Origin of the sequence: Anaerotardibacter muris, assembly GCF_943192915.1 — a bacterium.
In the GTDB taxonomy this organism is placed as follows: Bacteria; Actinomycetota; Coriobacteriia; order Coriobacteriales; family Eggerthellaceae; genus Anaerotardibacter; species Anaerotardibacter muris.
On record NZ_CALPCD010000001.1, the window covers coordinates 240,887 to 258,310 of the forward strand.

A 17,424-nucleotide genomic window follows, 5' to 3' on the forward strand; every position below is an offset into this window, starting at 1 on the left:
CGGACAGGAACGAGCGATGGATTGAATTCTCGAAGTCGTTTTGAAGCAAAACTGAAGTCAGGAGCAAAACAGCAGGTCAAACTAACTTCTGCCCCTTCGTTTGAAAGCTCAGGCGATAAAAAGGGAATCTTTTAAAACAAATCGGGGACAGAGGCAAAAGTGTCCCAGGGGGCCTTTGCCTCCGTCCACAAGTGAGAGCTGGGGTTGAGAGGAAGTTCAGATTAAGTTCAAATTTCTTTAAGGTTCGAGCAGGAAAATGGAAGCGTATGCAAACTGCGAGATAGGAACCTTAGGCTTGATTCGCCATATGAGCAAGCGCATGCTGTAGACAAATTGGGGGCGTAGCCCTTTTTGTCTACAGTAGTAAAACGTGAGTTCGAGTTCAGAGAAAGTTCGAATTATATTGAGATGCATTGTCCAGAATGGAGACATATGTCCAAGTCAAAAGAATGGAATGCAGATGAGCAAACCTATTCGCAGTGCACGCATTGCGGAATCAGATATCTATCACGTTATATCCCGAGGTGTTGGCAAGCAGATCATCTTCGAAGATGATGCTGATAGGAAGCGCTATCTTAGCTACCTCTATAAATATGTAAGCGAATTTGAGACTGTTGAGCTGATTGCGTGGTGTCTTATGAGCAATCACGTGCATCTTCTTATAAAAGCGCCCATCATCGATCTTTCCCGATTCATGCAGCAACTAAGCTCAAATTATGCCCGGTTTTTCAATTCGCGCTATGAGCGTGTTGGCATCCTATTCCAGGGGCGTTTCAAAAGCGAACCTGTTGATAGCGATGAGTACCTGCGCACCGTACTGCGCTACATACATCAAAACCCTGTTAAAGCAGGCATTACAAGCAGTTGCTCTTATCGATGGTCAAGCTACAATGCCTATTTATCGCATTCTGATTCGCTACGAGCTATGCAGTCATGGGTCATTGATCTGTTTGGAGATATACGTGCTTTCGTGCAGTTCCATAACAAATTCGATCATCATGACCTCCATGAGATCGAAAAGCGTCAAAGGAAATCCAGCGTCTTTGATTCTGTAACCAAGTCAGCCAATCTGCTTTTGGCGCCGGCATCCATCACTGATGTGCGGGGGATGAAAAAGCATGACAGAGACGCCGCGCTCTTGTCTCTTGTAAGAGCAGGAATGACCATGCGACAGGTTGAGAAGCTCACGGGTATCTCAAGAAGTTTGATCTCGAGAATCGTGAAGCAGTACAAGTAGTGAGTAGACAAATTGGGGGCGTAGCCCTTTTTGTCTACAAAAGAAAACCCCCGATCATGACGAACGAGGGTTGTGGACAAAAAGGGCTACGCCCCCAATTTGTCTACTCGCATAAAGCTTTTAGGGAGAAGATCTGGTCGCGGAGCAGGGCGCCGCGGTCGGTATCGGCTACGGGGATCTGCTCAGGCGCTTCTTTGATAACGCGGCGATCAGAGAAGATGTCCAGGCGCTGTTCGATAGCGTCCTTCGTTGAAGAAATGGGCTGGTGAGCGTCGAGGAAATAACCATAGGAGTTATAGATGAGCGTGAAGCCAGCGATACCAGTAGTGCCCTGATAGGCGCTGGAATAGCCTCCGTCGATGGTAAACACCTTGCCATCGCATTTCACCGGGTCTTCCCCATCCTTCACCTTCACGGGAACGTGGCCGCAGACGATGTGAGCGGTCTGGGGGTCGAGGCCGAAATCCCTGAACATCTCATCGAAGACTTCGCGCTGGTCGAAGAGCGAATAGAAGGAATTCTTCACCTCTTTGCGTGCAGCTTTGTCGGCGATCATGTAGATTTCGAACGTAGCCATCTTCGACTTCGCGAACAGCGGAGACCCTTCGCCAAGCCACATGTACCAGATAAGGTCCTTGCCGCGCTTGCGCATGACAGGATCAGTGCTGGTGAAAGCTTCGCGCACGTAGTGGTCGAAGACGTCGAAGAGCGCACGACCTTTGTAGGTCTCACCGAAGACCTCGACTTCCTTAAGCGTGCCATCGGGATTCAGCGGCACGCAGGCGTGGAAGAGCAAATTACCATTATAAATAGTGTAGAGACTGCCCACTTCGAGCAGGAATGCCATATGACGCTGGAGCTTCTCGCACCCCACGAATGCCGCCTCGAGCGCATGCATGACCTGGTCTTCTTCAGGGGTGAGCCTATAGGGGTCGGCAGGATCGACCGTGGGCATGACCATGTCGACGATAGGATATTCCGTGCCATCGAGCACGATGGTTCCCGTATTGAAATCGATGGTATGCAGCAAGTTGCGCGACTCAAGACCAAAAGAAGGATTTTCGGCAATGAGCTGGGCTTCTACCTTGAATTGCAGAATAGCCATGGCTTTTTGGATCTTCACGTTGAGCGCATGTTCGGCTTCGGAAAGACCCGGATCGCCCTTCAAGGCATAACCGACGCAAGGGTCTTCGCCATACGTGCGCTGAGCGAATTCAGCAAGCGGGCGCAAGTTGATACCATAGGAATCTTCGAGGATAGAAAGGTTGCCGTAGCGCGCGCAATTGCGTACCACATGAGCGATGCAGCCCCATTGGCCCAGCGCCGCACCCATCCAAACCACATCGTGGTTGCCCCACTGGATGTCGATGGAAGGGAAGTTCATGAGCTCTTCCATGATGCGATCGGGGTATGTGCCGCGGTCGTAGACATCGCCGAGCATGTGCAAGTGATCAACGGCCAAATGCTGGATGAGCTCAGCCAACACCACGATGAAATCGGGTGCCTGACCAGCTTCGATGATGGCTGCGACCAGCGTGTTGAAGTACGTGTCACCTTCGGGATGCGCTGCGTCGTGGAACAAGAGCGCTTGAACAAGGCTGGCATAGCGCGCTGGAGTAGCATCGATGACGCGCTGCTGCGTGTGGCGTAGCGCCAGCGGACCAGCCAAACGGATGAGCATATCGAGCGCTGAAGCGCACCAAAGACGCTGATCGGCCGTTGCTTTCAGCTCGATCGCGGTTCTTTGGGCTGGATAATAGACCAGCGATGCCAAAGAGGCCTTCTCTTCTGCGGAAAGTTCGTCGCCGAAGACCGCATCGATGAGCGTGCGGATGTTTCCCGAAGCATTGCGCAAGATGTGAGAGAACGCGGCATGTTCACCGTGGATGTCGGACACGAAGAATTCCGTTTCCTTGGGCATGCTGAGCTCGGCCGTAAGAGAGGCCATCTCGAGCGCTGCATCGGTAGGAGTTGGATAGCGCATCGAAAGCGCTTCGAGGTATTTGCGTTCTGCTTCTTGCATGTATTCTCCCTGTTCGGGGCTTACTGATTTCGATAAGAATCAACGTTGTCTGGCGTGATCTTCACCACGCCCGTGCTGACCGTCTCTTTCACGCTGCCTTCATCATCGGTATAGGACTTGAGCAGCTTCACCGCCTGATACCCCATCTGATAAGGATTTTGGGCGAAGAGAACGTTGATGCTATTCGCGCGCAGGAGCGCGAGGTTCATGTCGCTATCTTCCAATCCGATGGCCACAACATCGGTGCGATCGAGTTCTTCACAAGCGATGCCGATGCCAGTGATATTCTCGCCACCAGTAGCAAAGATGCCTGCTAGATCAGGGTATTGCAGCAGGATGTGCTTGGCTGCCTCGGTGGCTTTTTCGGCAGAATTGCCACCTTCAGCTTCGGCAACGATGGGCATCGAGTAATCATGGATGGCATCCTTGAATGCGGAGTAGACGTACTGTTCGTTCTCCATATTCGAGGACGTATCGATGTAGGCGATCTTGCCCTGGCCGCCCGTAAGCTCGACCATGGTCTCGCCGCAGGTGAAGCCCATTTCGTAGAGATCGGTGCCGATGTAGGAGATGCGGCTGGTGTTGGGCGCGTCCGCGTCGACGGTCATGACGGGGATATCCTGCTCCATGGCCACATCGATAAGGTCTGCAACCTCAGGAATGCCCGCATAGACCAGAATCCCATCAGGCTTTTCGTCGATCGCTTGCTGCATGTAACCTGGCAGCTCTTCGATGAAATTATCAGCGGTTTCGGGACCGATGACCGTAGTGTTCACGTCGAAGGCCTGGTCAGCATCATTGATGCCACGGATGCAATCTTGCCAATAGACGTTTTCGGTGATGGGGCAAACGAAGATGTATTCGCTCTTGGTCTTCTCTTCGCTGCCACTCGAACAGCCCGTTGCAAAGCAGGCGAAAACGAGCAGTATCGCAGCGATGATGACCGCGAGGACGCGCGCGCCGTGAGAGCGTGCGTTGTTGGCACGTACGCTGCAAGCATGTGAACTAGGGATGCAAGCGCCGCCGACATGTGCACTGTTAGCGTGTACGTTACAGGCTGCACTGAGAGGGGTGGAAATGGGCGCAGGAACAGACGCATTCGCGGTGATGTTTTCGAAAGCGTTTTCCGTGTTCACCTTGGATACTCCTGCTCTCTTCGACAAACTTTTTGCCAATTCGAGATGATACCTTACTTTTTATATATCAGATAGCTATTCTTGAAGGTACACGTATTTTTCGTTTATTCCCGTTCTGAAGGATGTTTTGATGAGCAGATCGCCTCTTCGTCGCGGTATCAAGAACACGTCATCTCGCAGTGGCTCGCATGCGCAAGCTACCGGGCAACAAACTACTGGGCAAAAAGGGTCGCGCGCCCAATTCGCGCGCTCTCGAACCGCCCACTCTCAATCTGCCCGAGCCCAATTCGCGCGCTCTCGTACCGCCCGCACTCAATCTGTCCGAGCCCAGTTCGTTCATTCCCCCGCTGCCCGTTTCCCATTCGTTCACGGGAAGTTCGCCATTGTTGCTCTTATATTAGTAGCGGTCTTGGCGTTAGGGTTTGCAGGCAATTGGACCTCACAGGCAACTGCGGAACCAGGCGGGACGCAGGAAGTAGAGCGTATCGAGCTTTCCGATGAAGGCCGCGAGACCATCACCGTGGGCTTTTATCGAGGTGATTCGTCGTTCCAGAACGGCTTTTCCGATTCGGCGCGTAAGACTGGCTATGCCTACGACTACCTGCAAGAACTTGCTCCCTATGCGAACTGGAATTACGAATACGAATACATGACGCGCTCCGAAGCCATCGACGCGCTGGAGCGTGGCGAAATAGACCTGGTGGCAGGCGTTTATAAGACCGAGCGCCTGGAGGGCGAACTGTTGTTCTCTGATTTCTCCATGGGGCTTGAAGGTGAGCCGCGTTATTTTGCGGTGAACAAGAATCGCCCTGACCTGCTGGCAACGCTCAACCAGGCGAACGCAGCGATGATAGCCAACAATCCTAAATTCCAGCTTGAGAATTGGCAGAAATATTATGGTCAGAACAATGTTGTGACCTCCCTGACCAATGAAGAATACGCATGGCTGACCGAAAAAGGTTCGCTGAAGTTGGGTTATCTGACCAGCAATCCGCCCATTTCTTCGCAGGATGACGAGGGCAACCCTGAAGGTGTGATCGGTGCGGTGATCCCCGTGCTGGAGGAGCATTTGCGCATCCCCATCGAGCCGGTGGGCTTCAACGGTCGCGTGGAGATGGCGAATGCGCTGATCACTGGTGAAGTTGACGTGATATTCCCCGTATATTCCGACCTGTCGACCAGCGAGAGTTCGGATATGTATCAGACCGACCCGCTGCTAGAGGATCGCATCATGATCGCGTACACGGGCGAATACAGCGACAGCATCTTCAGCCGCGTGGCGCTGAGCAAGGCAGCCATCGCGCAGCAGACCTACATGGAGGAATACTATCCGAACTCGGAGCTTCTGGCGTATAGCACGCGCGGGGGCGCGTTCGAGGCGGTGCTGCAGGGCGAGGCAACTTCGACCATCGGCAGCGCCAGCGTGATGCAGCTGTTCATGGCGGAGAATTCCGATTACAGCAACTTCAACACCGCCTATTTGGATACGAGCGAAGGCTTTTCGTTCGCCGTGGCGCGCAACAACGCGATGCTGGCCGTGATCATGCAGGACACCGTGGCACAGATCGATGACTCGCTGGTGACCAACGCGATGATCCGCAGCTCTTATGCCCGCACGCCGTTTTCGCTGCTCGACGTGCTGAGGGAGTTCTCGCTGGAGCTGTTCGTGACAGGCGTACTGATCATCGCGACCATCATAATAGTCTTCATCCAATACCGCCGCCGCGTGAAGGAGTTCAACAAGGAGCAGGCTGACACGCGTGCTGCCCTGGAGGAGGCGCTGCGTGTGGCGGACAATGCGAGCGCGGCGAAGACCGACTTCCTTTCGAGCATGAGCCACGATATCCGTACGCCGCTTAACGCGGTCATCGGCATGACCGCTATTGCGGCGGCCAACATCGATGACAAGAATCGTGTGATGGATTGCTTGTCGAAGATCTCTTCTTCGGGCCAACACCTGCTTGCGCTGATCAACGAGATCTTGGATGTTTCGAAGATCGAGTCGGGGCGCATCGAGCTTTCTGAGGAAGAATTCAACCTTTCGGACATGCTCTACGACCTGATCAATATCAATAAGCCACAGGCCGATGCGAAGCGCCAGCACCTGTATGCGCGCGCCATCGATGTGGTGCACGAAGATGTGATCGGCGACCGTACGCGCCTGCAGCAAGTGTTCACGAACTTGGTGAGCAATGCTATCAAGTATACGCAGGTAGGCGGCCAGATCGACATCACGCTGGTGGAGAAGTCGAAGAAGGGCGGCACGTTCGCGCACTTCGAATTCATCGTGAAGGACAACGGCAAGGGCATGAGCCCGGAATACTTGCCGCATCTGTTCGAGGCGTTTTCGCGTGAGGACGACAAGAAAGTTGCCAAGGAACAGGGCACGGGCCTTGGTATGGCCATTGCGCTTTCCATCGCGCGCATGATGAATGGCGATATCACCGTGGAAAGCGAAGTTGGCAAGGGTTCGATGTTCACCGTTACCGTGTTCTTGCGTGTGGCTGAAGGCAAGCGCGATGAGCGTGAGTTCGAAGACCTGCGCGTGCTGATGGTCGATGACGACGAGGACGTGTGCGAATCGACCGCGCTGATCTTGGCGGATATGGGCATGCAGTGCCATTATCTGACCAGCGGACGCGAGGCGGTGGAGCACTTAGCGCAGGTGAATGGCACAGAAGACGATTATTTCGTTGCCATCATCGACTGGATCATGCCCGAGATGGATGGTATCGAGACCATCCGCGCTATTCGCGAGCGCGTGGGTGAAGAGATCCCGATCATCGTGATATCGGCTTACGACTGGAGCGAGATCGAGGATGAAGCACGTGAAGCAGGTGCGAGCTACTTCGTCTCGAAGCCGCTGTTCAAGTCGCATTTGAGCCAACTTTTCTCGCAGATCGTAGGCGGGGATGCTGATGGCGCGGCGGCGTGCGAACTGGGTTCGTGCGGTGCGAGCGGCGCGGGTTCGCGTGGGCTGATCCATTCGGCAGATCAAGTGGACTTCTCTGGCAAGCGCGCGCTGCTGGCTGAAGACAACGAGCTGAATGCCGAAGTGGTTACCGCGTTCATGGCTATGACTGGGCTAGAGATCGAGCATGCGTCGAATGGCCAGGAGGCGCTTGATATGGTGAAGAGCCATGAGCCAGGATATTACGATTGCGTGTTCATGGACATGCAGATGCCCGAGATGGATGGCCTTGAGGCGACGCGCGCCATCCGTGCGCTGGAGCGCGAGGACACCGACTTCGAACAACTGCCGATCTTCGCGATGACGGCGAATGCGTTCGTGGATGATGTGCGCAAGACGAGTGCGGCGGGCATGAACGATCACTTCGCGAAGCCGCTGGACTTCAAGGTGGTGCTCGCGACCGTGGATAAGTACTTGAACAAGTAGCGGCTGAGGACCGGTTTACGGATTGATGACAAGGGGCAGAGCGTTTTCGTTCGCGAGAATTTCACCGTATAATCAAGAGCAACGGAAATTTTAGGAAGGGGCACCCCATGGAACTTAAAGATTCTCAGTCTTGGAAGAACATCGAGACCGCGCTGAATGCTGAGGCGCTCGCTTATGTTCAGTACACGTTCTACGGCCAGCAGGCGCGCAAGGACGGCTATGTGCAGATCTCGGATATCTTCGCAGAAACCGCAGGTAACGAGCTGCATCACGCAAAGCTTCTGTTCAAGAAGTTGCACGGTGACGAGGTGCCTCATGTGGTAGAGGGCCTGAAGGCTGCTGCTGGTTCGGAGCATTTCGAGGCTGACGACCAGTATCCGAAGTTCGCAGAGGTTGCTCGTGCGGAGGGCTTCAGTGAGCTGGGCGATTTCTTCGAAGGCTTGGCGAAGATCGAGGCTTCTCATGAAGAGCGCTTCGAGGTGCTCTCTGAGCGCATCAAGAATGACGAAGTGTTCAAGCGCGAAGAGGCACAGGTTTGGTACTGCACCGTTTGCGGTCATCTGCATGTGGGCAAGGAAGCTCCGCTGAAGTGCCCGGTCTGCGCCCATCCGCAGAGCCACTTCGAGATTCGCGCGACCAACTACTAATCCAAGTCTTCAAAGACAAATGAAAGGACCCTCGCGATGGCAAGGGTCCTTTTTTATTGTTGCTATTCAGCTGGGAATTCGGTGGCTGCTCTTAGCAGACTCGCTTGGCGAAGGTAGGGTGGAAATAGTCCATGGTCTGGACGCGCACTCCCTTGCCAGATCCCGCTGCGTGAATGTAGGTTCCGTCTTCAACGTAGATGCCTACATGGTAAACGCCCGAACCTGATCCCCAGAAGAGCAGGTCGCCTGGCTGCAGTTCGTCCATCGATACCGATTCACCAAGAGCTGCTTGTGCAGCTGCGGTGCGCGGAAGCTCGATGCCGAGCGCGTTTCGGAAGCAATACTGGGTGAAACCAGAGCAATCGAATCCGCGAGGGGTGGTGCCGCCGTAGGCGTAGGGCGATCCTTTGAGTGACAGAGCCTGTTCGACCAGGAGCATGGAATTTGCCTGCTGAGCGAAGGTTTCGCAATGGTCAAGAACCGCGGCAGTGGGCAGATCGGGCTGAGCTTGTGCCTGTGCTTGTGCCTGGAGGTCGACCAACATCGATTCGAAGGCTTCGGAAGGTTGAGGCTCTTCGTCAGCGAATGCGATGGCGGGCATCATCACTGAAAGGGCGACTGCGAGGCCGATGAGGGCCGGCAGCGCTTTTTGGCGCAACGTTTCTACTATCAAACAATGTCCTTATAACAGGTCCGCGGGCGCATTTCGCGTGGTCTTGCGAACAACAAGCATGCCGCGCGAGCGAACTCGCGCTTGACGGGCACTGCGTCCAAGAAGACCGCTCGGACGATACATGCGGTCGACTTCGATGAAAGCGGCGGGGTCGGTTACGCTGCGTTTGCCTGCTTTCGCGAAATGAAAGCGCAGCGGCGAAGAGCCACTGCGCTCATTCTCGAACGGTCGATCCGCTATCAGGGCGGTGCCTGTCGGACTTATTAGGCTACGAGTGTGCGGGGTTTCATGCAAGGAATCGAACTTTTCTCCATCGTTTCTTTGCGCGAAATCCTTCCGAATATCACGGCGAATTCACAGGAACTTCACGTTTGGTCCGAGATTTTGGGGGTGGTGGAGAAAAAGCGCAACATGTTGGGGGTGCGGTGCGCAAGGAGGCACAAATGTGCTGGTCAGAGTGGAGTGGTGGGTTTTGCGCTGTGAACGGTCAGGAGTTCACAGGTTCGCCACATTTGGTTTTGAGGGATCTTGCAGCCGCACGCGGCGTGTGCGGGGTATGCGAAAGCCCGCTTGGGCGGGCTTTCGGGTGAGGTTGGTTGGGAGTTGGGGCTGGGTTGAGGCTTGTTGAACCTGTCCCCTTTTTGTCCGGGACAGAATTGAATCCGTCCCCGGCTAGTCGGTGATGACCTCTTCGGTGAAGGCTGCGGGCTCGGGGAGCTCGGCTGCGCAATGGGGGCAGCGGGTAGCGCCTTCGTTCACTGTCTCCAGGCAGAAGGGGCATGTGGGTTCCTTTTCGATAACTTCCACACCGTCCTTGCCCATCTTCTTCTTGAGCACTCCGCCTGCATCGTGGAGCTTATTGATGCCCTTGATGAGCATGAATACCACGAAAGCGATGATGAGGAAGTTGATGATGGCACTGATGAATGCGCCGAAATCGATACCATTTTCGGTGCCTTCAACAGGAATGACCAGGCCTGAAACGCCTGTGCCGCCACCCGATACCAGCACGATGAACGGCTGGACGATATCGGAAACGAACGAGGTGACGATGGCTGTGAACGCAGCGCCGATGATGATGCCGACGGCCATATCCATAACGCTTCCGCGGCTGATGAACTCTTTGAATTCGCTGATGAACTTCATGTTTACTGCCCTCACAGTCAATAGGATGCTCTTCTTACTCTTCGAGCATAGCAATTGTGAGGCAGTATCACGCTTGGGTGTGCGAGCTGTTGCCGATCGGAAATAATTCGGTTGCTATTTCTTGGGTTCGTAAACATAGAGCGCGGAGGCGAAAGAGAGCCATGCGCCAGCAAGCAACCAGCCAGCAAGGACATCGCTGGGCCAATGAACGCCCACGTAGATGCGAGAAACGCCGATGAAGAGCGCCAAGATGACCAGCAGGATACCAGGAATGGCGGCGTGGTCTGCTTGGGCACCTTTTCGATAGAGCGCGCGGAAGATGAGCAAGCCAACGAGCCCGAGCACCACCATCGAAGTGAGGCTATGCGCGGAAGGGAACGAATAGCTCGATGGGAGCGCAACGAGCGTTTCGGCGCTGGGGCGCGGGATGGCGAAGATGAACTTCAGCGCGTGAGCGAATCCTACTGCGAGCAGGACATTCACGATGAAGAATACCAGGCTGCTCCAACGGCGGAATATGAGCAGGATAAGGCCCACGACCAGGCATATCGCCGCCATGTAGGGGACGTCGCCCAGCGTGGTGAGCGCGACGATGAGCGGGTCGAGATTTCCGCGCAGCCCTTGGACGGCGCCAGTGATGGCGGTGTTGAAGATGTCGACGACGGGGAGGTTGTCGGCCACCGCAAGAGCAACGAGGGCGAATTGCAGCAAGAAGAGGATCACGGGCCAGCGGCTCTTGTACCAGGCCATGCGCACGTCGTAGCGCGGAAGGCGGGATGTTGCGCGCTTGATGCGAGCGCGGCGCGATGCGGAACGCGCGAGGGAGGCAGCCTGCTGTTGAGCTGGAGTGGGTGCCTGAGATGCAGGGCGCGGTCGGCGGCCTGCTGGGCGGGATCGCGGATGCGCGTGCATAGCCGTGGGTGCAGCCGCAGTAGTGTGCGTGCTGGCTTCCTCAAACGCTTCCGCGGTGACGAGGGGTTCTTCGCTATTTTTGGTTTCGGGCACTTCGGATTTCGTCAATCTTCGAGCGGGAGGATCTCGAGCCAGCAGCCGTCGGGATCGGCGATGAAGTAAAGGCCCATAGTGGGATTATCGTGGACGACGCAGCCCATTTCGTCGTGGAGCTTGCGCGCGGCCTGCATGTCAGGCACGCGAAAAGCCAGGTGGGTGTCGCGGCCGCCGTTGTCATAGGGCTCGGTACGGCCTTCGTTCCAGGTCAGCTCGATCTCGAAAGGCGTAGTATCGTTCGAGATGAAGACGATGATCCACGAACCGTCATCGGGGCCCATGCGACGTGTTTCGGTAAGGCCGAGGGCGCGTTCGTAGAAATCGAGCGTTTTATCGAGGTCGAGCACGTGGGTGCAGCGATGAACGCATTTGCCTTTGATGGTCATGGGGTTCCTTTCGCGAAACTAGTCTTCGAGGCGGAAGGATTCTTCGAAGGTCGCGCGGCCCATCTTGATGCCGCCCATGATGTGAAGGTGCAGGTGAGGCACCGTAGAGGCGGAATCGGGGCCGGTGTTGATGTTGACGCGGTAGCCAGATTCGTAGACGCCCTTGATCTTTGCAATCTCAGGGATAACGCTGAGCATGTGGCCAAGCGTTTCAGCATCGACGCCATCGTTGAGATTCTCGAAGTGCTGCTTGGGCACGACCAAGGTATGCACAGGAGCTTCGGGTTCGATGTCATCGAAGGCGTAGCAGATATCGTCTTCGTAGACCTTCTTGGAAGGGATATCCCCCGCTACGATCTTGCAAAACAGGCAATCATCAGCCATTTTTTCCTCTTTCTTTTTTGGTTGGCGCGGGTGCGCTCCTTCATTATATCGTGAAACGCCGGCGCTCTGCGGCTGCGCAGCTCGAGGGGTAAATTTGGGCGCTCCCCTGCTTGGGGTTGGCGGTATGGACAGATGGAGGGCGTAGCTTTTTGTCCGCGCTTGGTTTGCGCAGGACACTTCGGGGACGGAGGAGCCTTGAACCTGTCCCCTTTTTGTCCCGGACAGAATTGAACCCGCCCCCATTAGGAGTCGAGGAAGGCGCCGGTCTGGCGGTTCCAGAGGTTGGCGTATTCGCCGCCTGCATCGATAAGGGCTTCGTGGGTGCCGTCTTCAACGATCTGTCCATCGTCGAGCACCACGATGCGATCGAGCGACGCCACCGTTGAGAGGCGATGGGCCACTACAATAGCCGTTCGACCTTGCATCAGGTTCGCAAGTGCTTCCTGAACTGCAGCTTCACTTTCGGAATCGAGCGCGCTCGTGGCTTCGTCAAGCACCAGGATAGGCGCATCGGCCAGGATGGCGCGTGCGATGGCGATGCGCTGACGCTGTCCGCCCGAAAGCTTGATGCCACGCTCCCCCACCATGGTGTCGAAGCCATTGGGCAGCGCCTGGATGAAGTCGTACGCGTTGGCGCGCTTGGCGGCCTCTATCACTTCTTCGCGTGAGGCATCAGGCTTGCCGTACGCGATGTTCTCGAAGATGCTGCGATGGAAGAGCAGCGCTTCCTGAGGCACATAAGCGATCTGCCTGCGCAAACTCTGCTGCGAATGCTTCGAGATATCTTGCCCGTCCACGAGCACTTCACCTTGCTGAACATCAGAGAGACGCAGCAACAGCTTCGTGAGCGTAGTCTTTCCTGAGCCAGAAAGCCCCACTAAGCCAACACGCTGACCTCCCGGAATGTGGAGGTTCAGATCCGTGAAGACGGGTGTGGTGTTCGCGGAATCTTCGTAGGTGAATCCGATGTGTTCGAAGTCGATGTTGCCTTCGGTGACCTTCAGGGGCTGGGCGTTGTCGACGTCGGCGACCAGGCGCGGTTCGTCGAGGATGCGGGTCATCTCCGAAGCATCGCCGAAGACCTTGTTCAGGCGCGAGAGCATGGAGTTGATCATGTTGAAGCGCTGGGTGAGGTTGTAGGTGTAGGTGAACATCATCACCAGCGTGCCAGCGCTGATGCCGAACCACGCGTTACCGCCGGCGGTGAAGACCGAGACGATGGACATGATGATGACGATGAGCGAGCTGGTCATGATGCCGCGCTTCAGGGTGGCGCGCATGTTGCGGGAGTCGGCGCGGACCGATTCGAGGGTGGCATCGGTGAAGAGCTGGCTTTCATAGTCTTCGCGGCCGTACGTCTTCACCGCCAGGATGTTGGTGACGGCATCGGAAAGGACGCCCGAGACCTTGTTCTGCGCCGATGCCGCGGCGGCGGAAAGGGGCGTGATCTTGCGGAACATGATGTAGGCCACTGCAATGTAGAGCACGAGCATGACCGTGAGCACCGCCACGTAGCTGGGCACGATGGGCGCGAGGATGGAAATGGTGCAAACGATTGCGATGACCGTGGGCAGCAGCGAGAGCAGCGTGGTCTCGACCAGGAGCGAATAGGAGGTCATGAACTTCGAGGTCTGACTAACGAGCGAGCCGCCGAAGCGGTTGGTGTGGAAGGTCATGGACTGGTTCGAGAGCGTGTTGAAGCACAAGCGCGCCAGGTTGTAGTTGCCGTTGATCTCGGTCTTGAAGATGGCGTAGTCCTGAAGCTTCGAGCAGAGCTGCCCGACGATGTTGACGATGATCAGCGCGATGATGTAGGGGCCGAAGACATCCCACACCTGGTCAGCGGCCACCGAGCCGATCTGGAGTCGGTCGACGATGAGCGACATGACGTACGTGTTCGCGTAGGTGAGCAGGCCGACGAAGCCGATGGTAGCGATGATGCCCAGGATGAAGGGCCACGGGCGCATCTTCGTGACCTTCCAGAAGAAGTAGAGGGTGCGCTTGATGGTGGTGAGATCTTGGAGGTTGGTGCTGGGTTGAGGCATGAGGTGCTTTCGGGGTTGAGAGGGTTCGTAGAGGGGTTCGCGGCGGGGACGGAAGCAAGGTGTCCTGGACAGTCTGGGGTCCTTGTTTTGCCCGAGCGACTAGTCTTCGAGGGCTTCGAGGATGGACTCGCAAAGGCGGCCGTGAGCGTTGGGGCCTTCGCCAGATTTGTCGATGCCGTTTTCGAGTAGTTCATCGCTGATCGCTGCGTCGATCTCGAGGCGATCGTCGGTCGAGAGGCTCTTGAAATTCGTTGGCAAACCGAGCTTCTTCAGCAGGTCTTTCTGTTCGGTGGTGAGTGCCATCGCTCCCCTTTCGTTGCTTGTTTGCAAGTGTAGCACCTTGGGCGGCGCTAGGATAGGCGGAGGCGAGCGCACCGCCGAAGAGCATTTGAGGGCAGAACGCTGGCTGCGAAGAGGCTGCCGGCAAGGACGAGACGCGCCGGCCTGTCCCCAATCTGTCCCGGACAGTTTTGGACCTGTCCCCTTTAGTTCGTGGGCTGGGCGAAACCGCAAGCAGCGGCAATGATATAAACCGCGAGCCAGATGGTGATCACGATAGCAGGAAGAAGGTACCAGGTCTTTCTGCGAGAAGGCAGGCTTAGTCTTGGGAATTCTTCTCGAATAAGACGCAGGTCAAGCACATAATAGGACACTATCGTATACGGGATGAACGCAATACCGAACACTTCGACCGCACGGAACCAAAGCGGCACAGCCGCAAGTTCACCTTCTGCGTTGAATATGAGCATGAACGATGCAGCAAGGATGAGAAGCCATGCAAGACCAACGATCACATCCCAGACAATACCGAGTGCTTTTGGAATATGCGCGATTGCTTCGCGAAAGAACGTGATGGCCACTGCCAGCGCATACATCTTCTTCGAAGGCTTCGCTTGAACATGTGAAGTATTCGCACCAGGAACTTCATCGGACGAAACCTTCGGCAGCTCTTCAGACGGAACTGAAGGTATAGGCTGCACCACATCAACAAGGTCTTCGGTGTTGGGCTCAGGTAAATTCGGTTGCGGTGTTCTCGATCGTGCATCTTCATCTTCGAAGTGCACACCCGTAGTAGCATTTGCCTTCACCTGTGCTTCAAGTGCTGCATCTTGCTGATCCATTGCGTGCAGAAAGGCTTCCTTCATCTGAGCTACAGAGCCATAGCGCATTTCGGGATCGAGGTTGGTTGCTTGAGCGATCACATGCGCGATGAACGGATCGACCTTGGGCTGCTCTGTGCCATCAGGATAGGTGATGCCTTCTATCGAATGACCACTCGCATGCTCTTCGACCTTAGATACTTCTTCGTTGTTCGACCCTTCTAGGCAATAAAGGAGAATTTTTCCGAGCGCATAAACATCAGTTCGTATATCAGTCTGCGCAAAACCGAATTGCTCGGGCGGAGCAAAATCACGCGTTCCGAGATAGACCGTATCGCGTATCGCGCCTGGTCTGAACAAACGAGCTATACCTAGGTCGATGACCGTGATTCCACCTGCGGAAACAATGATATTTGCAGGAGTAAGATCACGATGGATGATGGGCGGGTCAAAGGCTTCGTGCAATTCGATGACCGCATCGCAAAGCGCAGGGAAAACATTGCTTGCAAGCTCTACGGAAGGCCCGTTTTCTTCAACATATTCTTGAAGAGTCTGCCCTTCAACATAATCCACCACGACTTCAACAGTAGAATCGGTCGAATAGCATTCATGGATATGCTGGATATGCGCAAGTCGCTTACCTGCTTGCTGAGCGCGGAATATCTTGGCATAGACGCCGCCTTGCCCTGACTCGATGGGAAAGACCTTGCGAACGAACGGGCCTAGTTCTGAGCCATTGTTTCCTTGAAAGAAAACACGCTCGGTTCGTTCTACGGGCGAGTCCTTCAGGACGGCATCCACCCGATAACAATCACGACGATCAAGCGCGCCGAGGTATTCTTCTAGCTCATCTTTGCTCATGCCAAGATGTTAGCAGATTGTGTCTTCGCCGAAGCGGTAGAGCTCCTCGTTGACCTTGTGCAACGGATAATGCTTCTCGATGCAGAACAGGATGATGGCATCGCGGCGATCCTTGCAGTAGAGAGTGTTCGCCTCGCCCGCTTGGAGCAAGCGATTGGTCTCGGTGAGCGTGAGACCCATCGCGAGCGCGATCTGAAGAATCTTGTTGCGGGAAGGTTTGCGCTGGCCCATGAATATCTGGTAGCCGAAGGTCTCATTGAGATCGGCATCATGGATCACATCGATGCGACGCAGGCCCTTTTCCTCAAGGAGCGCCTGAAGATATTCGGAGAGACTGCGTGTGCCGATACCATACTTCTCCAGGAAGTCCTGGGGATCAGTGGAAAGCAGGAGTTCGGAAAGGAGTTCTTCTGTGAGTATCTCTTGCATGTGGAGCCCTTCTTCGGCAGCGAATATCTGGTAAAGGTGGTGGATGCGTTAAGCGAGATTCGGTGCTAAACGCATCCATAAGGCATCTGCGATATAAGCCACCAATTCATTATAGAGATAGTGGTCGCGAGTTAACGAGCGAGCCAATGCGTGGAAAATCTGCTTGACCCACCCTTGTAGCGCTGATCTACAAGTTAGTACGCTGATACGCTTACGATTGTGAATTGTGCGGTCTTCATAGCGTCATAATGATCAGAAGTTACCAGCGAGAAAGCCTTCATCGTCTGGCTCTGACCTGGACCAAGATCGTTCACGATGACCGTGTCATCCTCAATACGATTGCCAGCTTCATCGGTAGCTTCGATCTTGATCCAATAGGACTCACGTTCATCAGTGAGGTTCGTCACTTTCACTGGCAGTTCACTTTCAATGACACCGTAGCTTCCCTTTTTCAGTTTGTAGGTGCCGAAAGCAACTTCAACATCATTTCCAAGAATCTCTTCAGTGGCATCGCCAGTCATTCGATCGAGACTATTCGAGGCGCTATCAAGCGCTGCACCGTACATAGCTTGAGAACCCAGGACTGCAACAAGGGCAATTGCAGCGATAACAACCGAAGCAACAGCCATGCCCATGCCAGATTTCTTTCCGCCCTTGATACCAACAATTCCGACGATACCGAACACTAGACCCACAATAGCCAAGAGGAAAGCGAAATTATTGATGATCGGGAGCAACGACAACGCAATCGCAACAATGCTCAAAACAAGAGCGGTGATAGCTGCTGCAGATTTAGGTGGTTTTTGGTCTGGTGTTGCAGGGGTGGTAGCATTATTGGCTTTGTTTTTCGCGTCGTTGGACATAGGTTCCTCTTTCTTGATCGACAGGGTAACGAACTGACTGACACAACGAAGCGCGAGCAGGTGCAAGTGGGCTGCCCGCTGGTGTTGCG

General features: G+C 55.0%; 15 protein-coding genes. 3 read left to right on the forward strand and 12 right to left on the reverse strand.

The features are described 5' to 3' along the window. Positions 1-460 precede the first annotated feature (460 nt). Positions 461-1,237 (forward strand): transposase, encoded by a 777-nt coding sequence (locus tag NFR25_RS00835; protein WP_251197356.1) that lies wholly within the window; start codon positions 461-463, stop codon positions 1,235-1,237. A gap of 103 nt (positions 1,238-1,340) precedes the next feature. Here NFR25_RS00835 and NFR25_RS00840 read toward each other — a convergent pair whose 3' ends face one another. Continuing rightward, the gene (locus NFR25_RS00840; protein WP_251197357.1) at positions 1,341-3,260 is read right to left on the reverse strand and encodes a fructose-1,6-bisphosphatase; all 1,920 of its coding nucleotides are present in this window, start codon (positions 3,258-3,260) and stop codon (positions 1,341-1,343) included. Positions 3,261-3,280: 20 nt separating this feature from the next. Then, entirely contained in the window at positions 3,281-4,396 is a 1,116-nt protein-coding gene (locus NFR25_RS00845) for a sugar ABC transporter substrate-binding protein (RefSeq protein WP_251197358.1), read from the reverse strand. Between the two features lie 409 nt (positions 4,397-4,805). Between NFR25_RS00845 and NFR25_RS00850 the strand changes: the two genes are divergently transcribed. Beyond that, a complete protein-coding gene (locus NFR25_RS00850) occupies positions 4,806-7,793 on the forward strand; it encodes a response regulator (RefSeq protein WP_251197359.1) in 2,988 nt (995 codons plus the stop codon). 107 nt (positions 7,794-7,900) lie between these two features. Continuing rightward, on the forward strand, positions 7,901-8,440 hold the full coding sequence (locus NFR25_RS00855; protein WP_251197360.1) for a rubrerythrin family protein: 540 nt from the start codon (positions 7,901-7,903) through the stop codon (positions 8,438-8,440). Positions 8,441-8,531: 91 nt separating this feature from the next. Here the strand turns inward: NFR25_RS00855 and NFR25_RS00860 are convergent, their stop codons facing one another. The 10 genes from NFR25_RS00860 to NFR25_RS00905 all read right to left on the reverse strand — a co-directional run bounded on the left by NFR25_RS00860 (position 8,532) and on the right by NFR25_RS00905 (position 17,335). Then, on the reverse strand, positions 8,532-9,113 hold the full coding sequence (locus NFR25_RS00860; protein WP_251197361.1) for a C40 family peptidase: 582 nt from the start codon (positions 9,111-9,113) through the stop codon (positions 8,532-8,534). A gap of 672 nt (positions 9,114-9,785) precedes the next feature. Next, on the reverse strand, positions 9,786-10,259 hold the full coding sequence (mscL, locus tag NFR25_RS00865) for a large conductance mechanosensitive channel protein MscL (protein ID WP_251197362.1): 474 nt from the start codon (positions 10,257-10,259) through the stop codon (positions 9,786-9,788). A gap of 114 nt (positions 10,260-10,373) precedes the next feature. Further along, positions 10,374-11,264, reverse strand: a complete 891-nt coding sequence (locus NFR25_RS00870; protein ID WP_251197363.1) for a phosphatase PAP2 family protein — start codon at positions 11,262-11,264, stop codon at positions 10,374-10,376. A gap of 11 nt (positions 11,265-11,275) precedes the next feature. After that, entirely contained in the window at positions 11,276-11,653 is a 378-nt protein-coding gene (locus NFR25_RS00875; protein ID WP_251197364.1) for a VOC family protein, read from the reverse strand. 18 nt (positions 11,654-11,671) lie between these two features. After that, a complete protein-coding gene (locus NFR25_RS00880) occupies positions 11,672-12,037 on the reverse strand; it encodes a histidine triad nucleotide-binding protein (protein WP_251197365.1) in 366 nt (121 codons plus the stop codon). A gap of 242 nt (positions 12,038-12,279) precedes the next feature. Next, positions 12,280-14,082, reverse strand: a complete 1,803-nt coding sequence (locus tag NFR25_RS00885; RefSeq protein WP_251197366.1) for an ABC transporter ATP-binding protein — start codon at positions 14,080-14,082, stop codon at positions 12,280-12,282. 99 nt (positions 14,083-14,181) lie between these two features. Next, positions 14,182-14,385 (reverse strand): hypothetical protein, encoded by a 204-nt coding sequence (locus NFR25_RS00890; RefSeq protein WP_251197367.1) that lies wholly within the window; start codon positions 14,383-14,385, stop codon positions 14,182-14,184. A gap of 182 nt (positions 14,386-14,567) precedes the next feature. Further along, positions 14,568-16,043 (reverse strand): serine/threonine-protein kinase, encoded by a 1,476-nt coding sequence (locus tag NFR25_RS00895; protein ID WP_251197368.1) that lies wholly within the window; start codon positions 16,041-16,043, stop codon positions 14,568-14,570. 9 nt (positions 16,044-16,052) lie between these two features. After that, the gene (locus NFR25_RS00900) at positions 16,053-16,472 is read right to left on the reverse strand and encodes an XRE family transcriptional regulator (protein WP_251197369.1); all 420 of its coding nucleotides are present in this window, start codon (positions 16,470-16,472) and stop codon (positions 16,053-16,055) included. A gap of 194 nt (positions 16,473-16,666) precedes the next feature. Then, a complete protein-coding gene (locus NFR25_RS00905; RefSeq protein WP_251197370.1) occupies positions 16,667-17,335 on the reverse strand; it encodes an FxLYD domain-containing protein in 669 nt (222 codons plus the stop codon). Positions 17,336-17,424 lie beyond the last annotated feature (89 nt).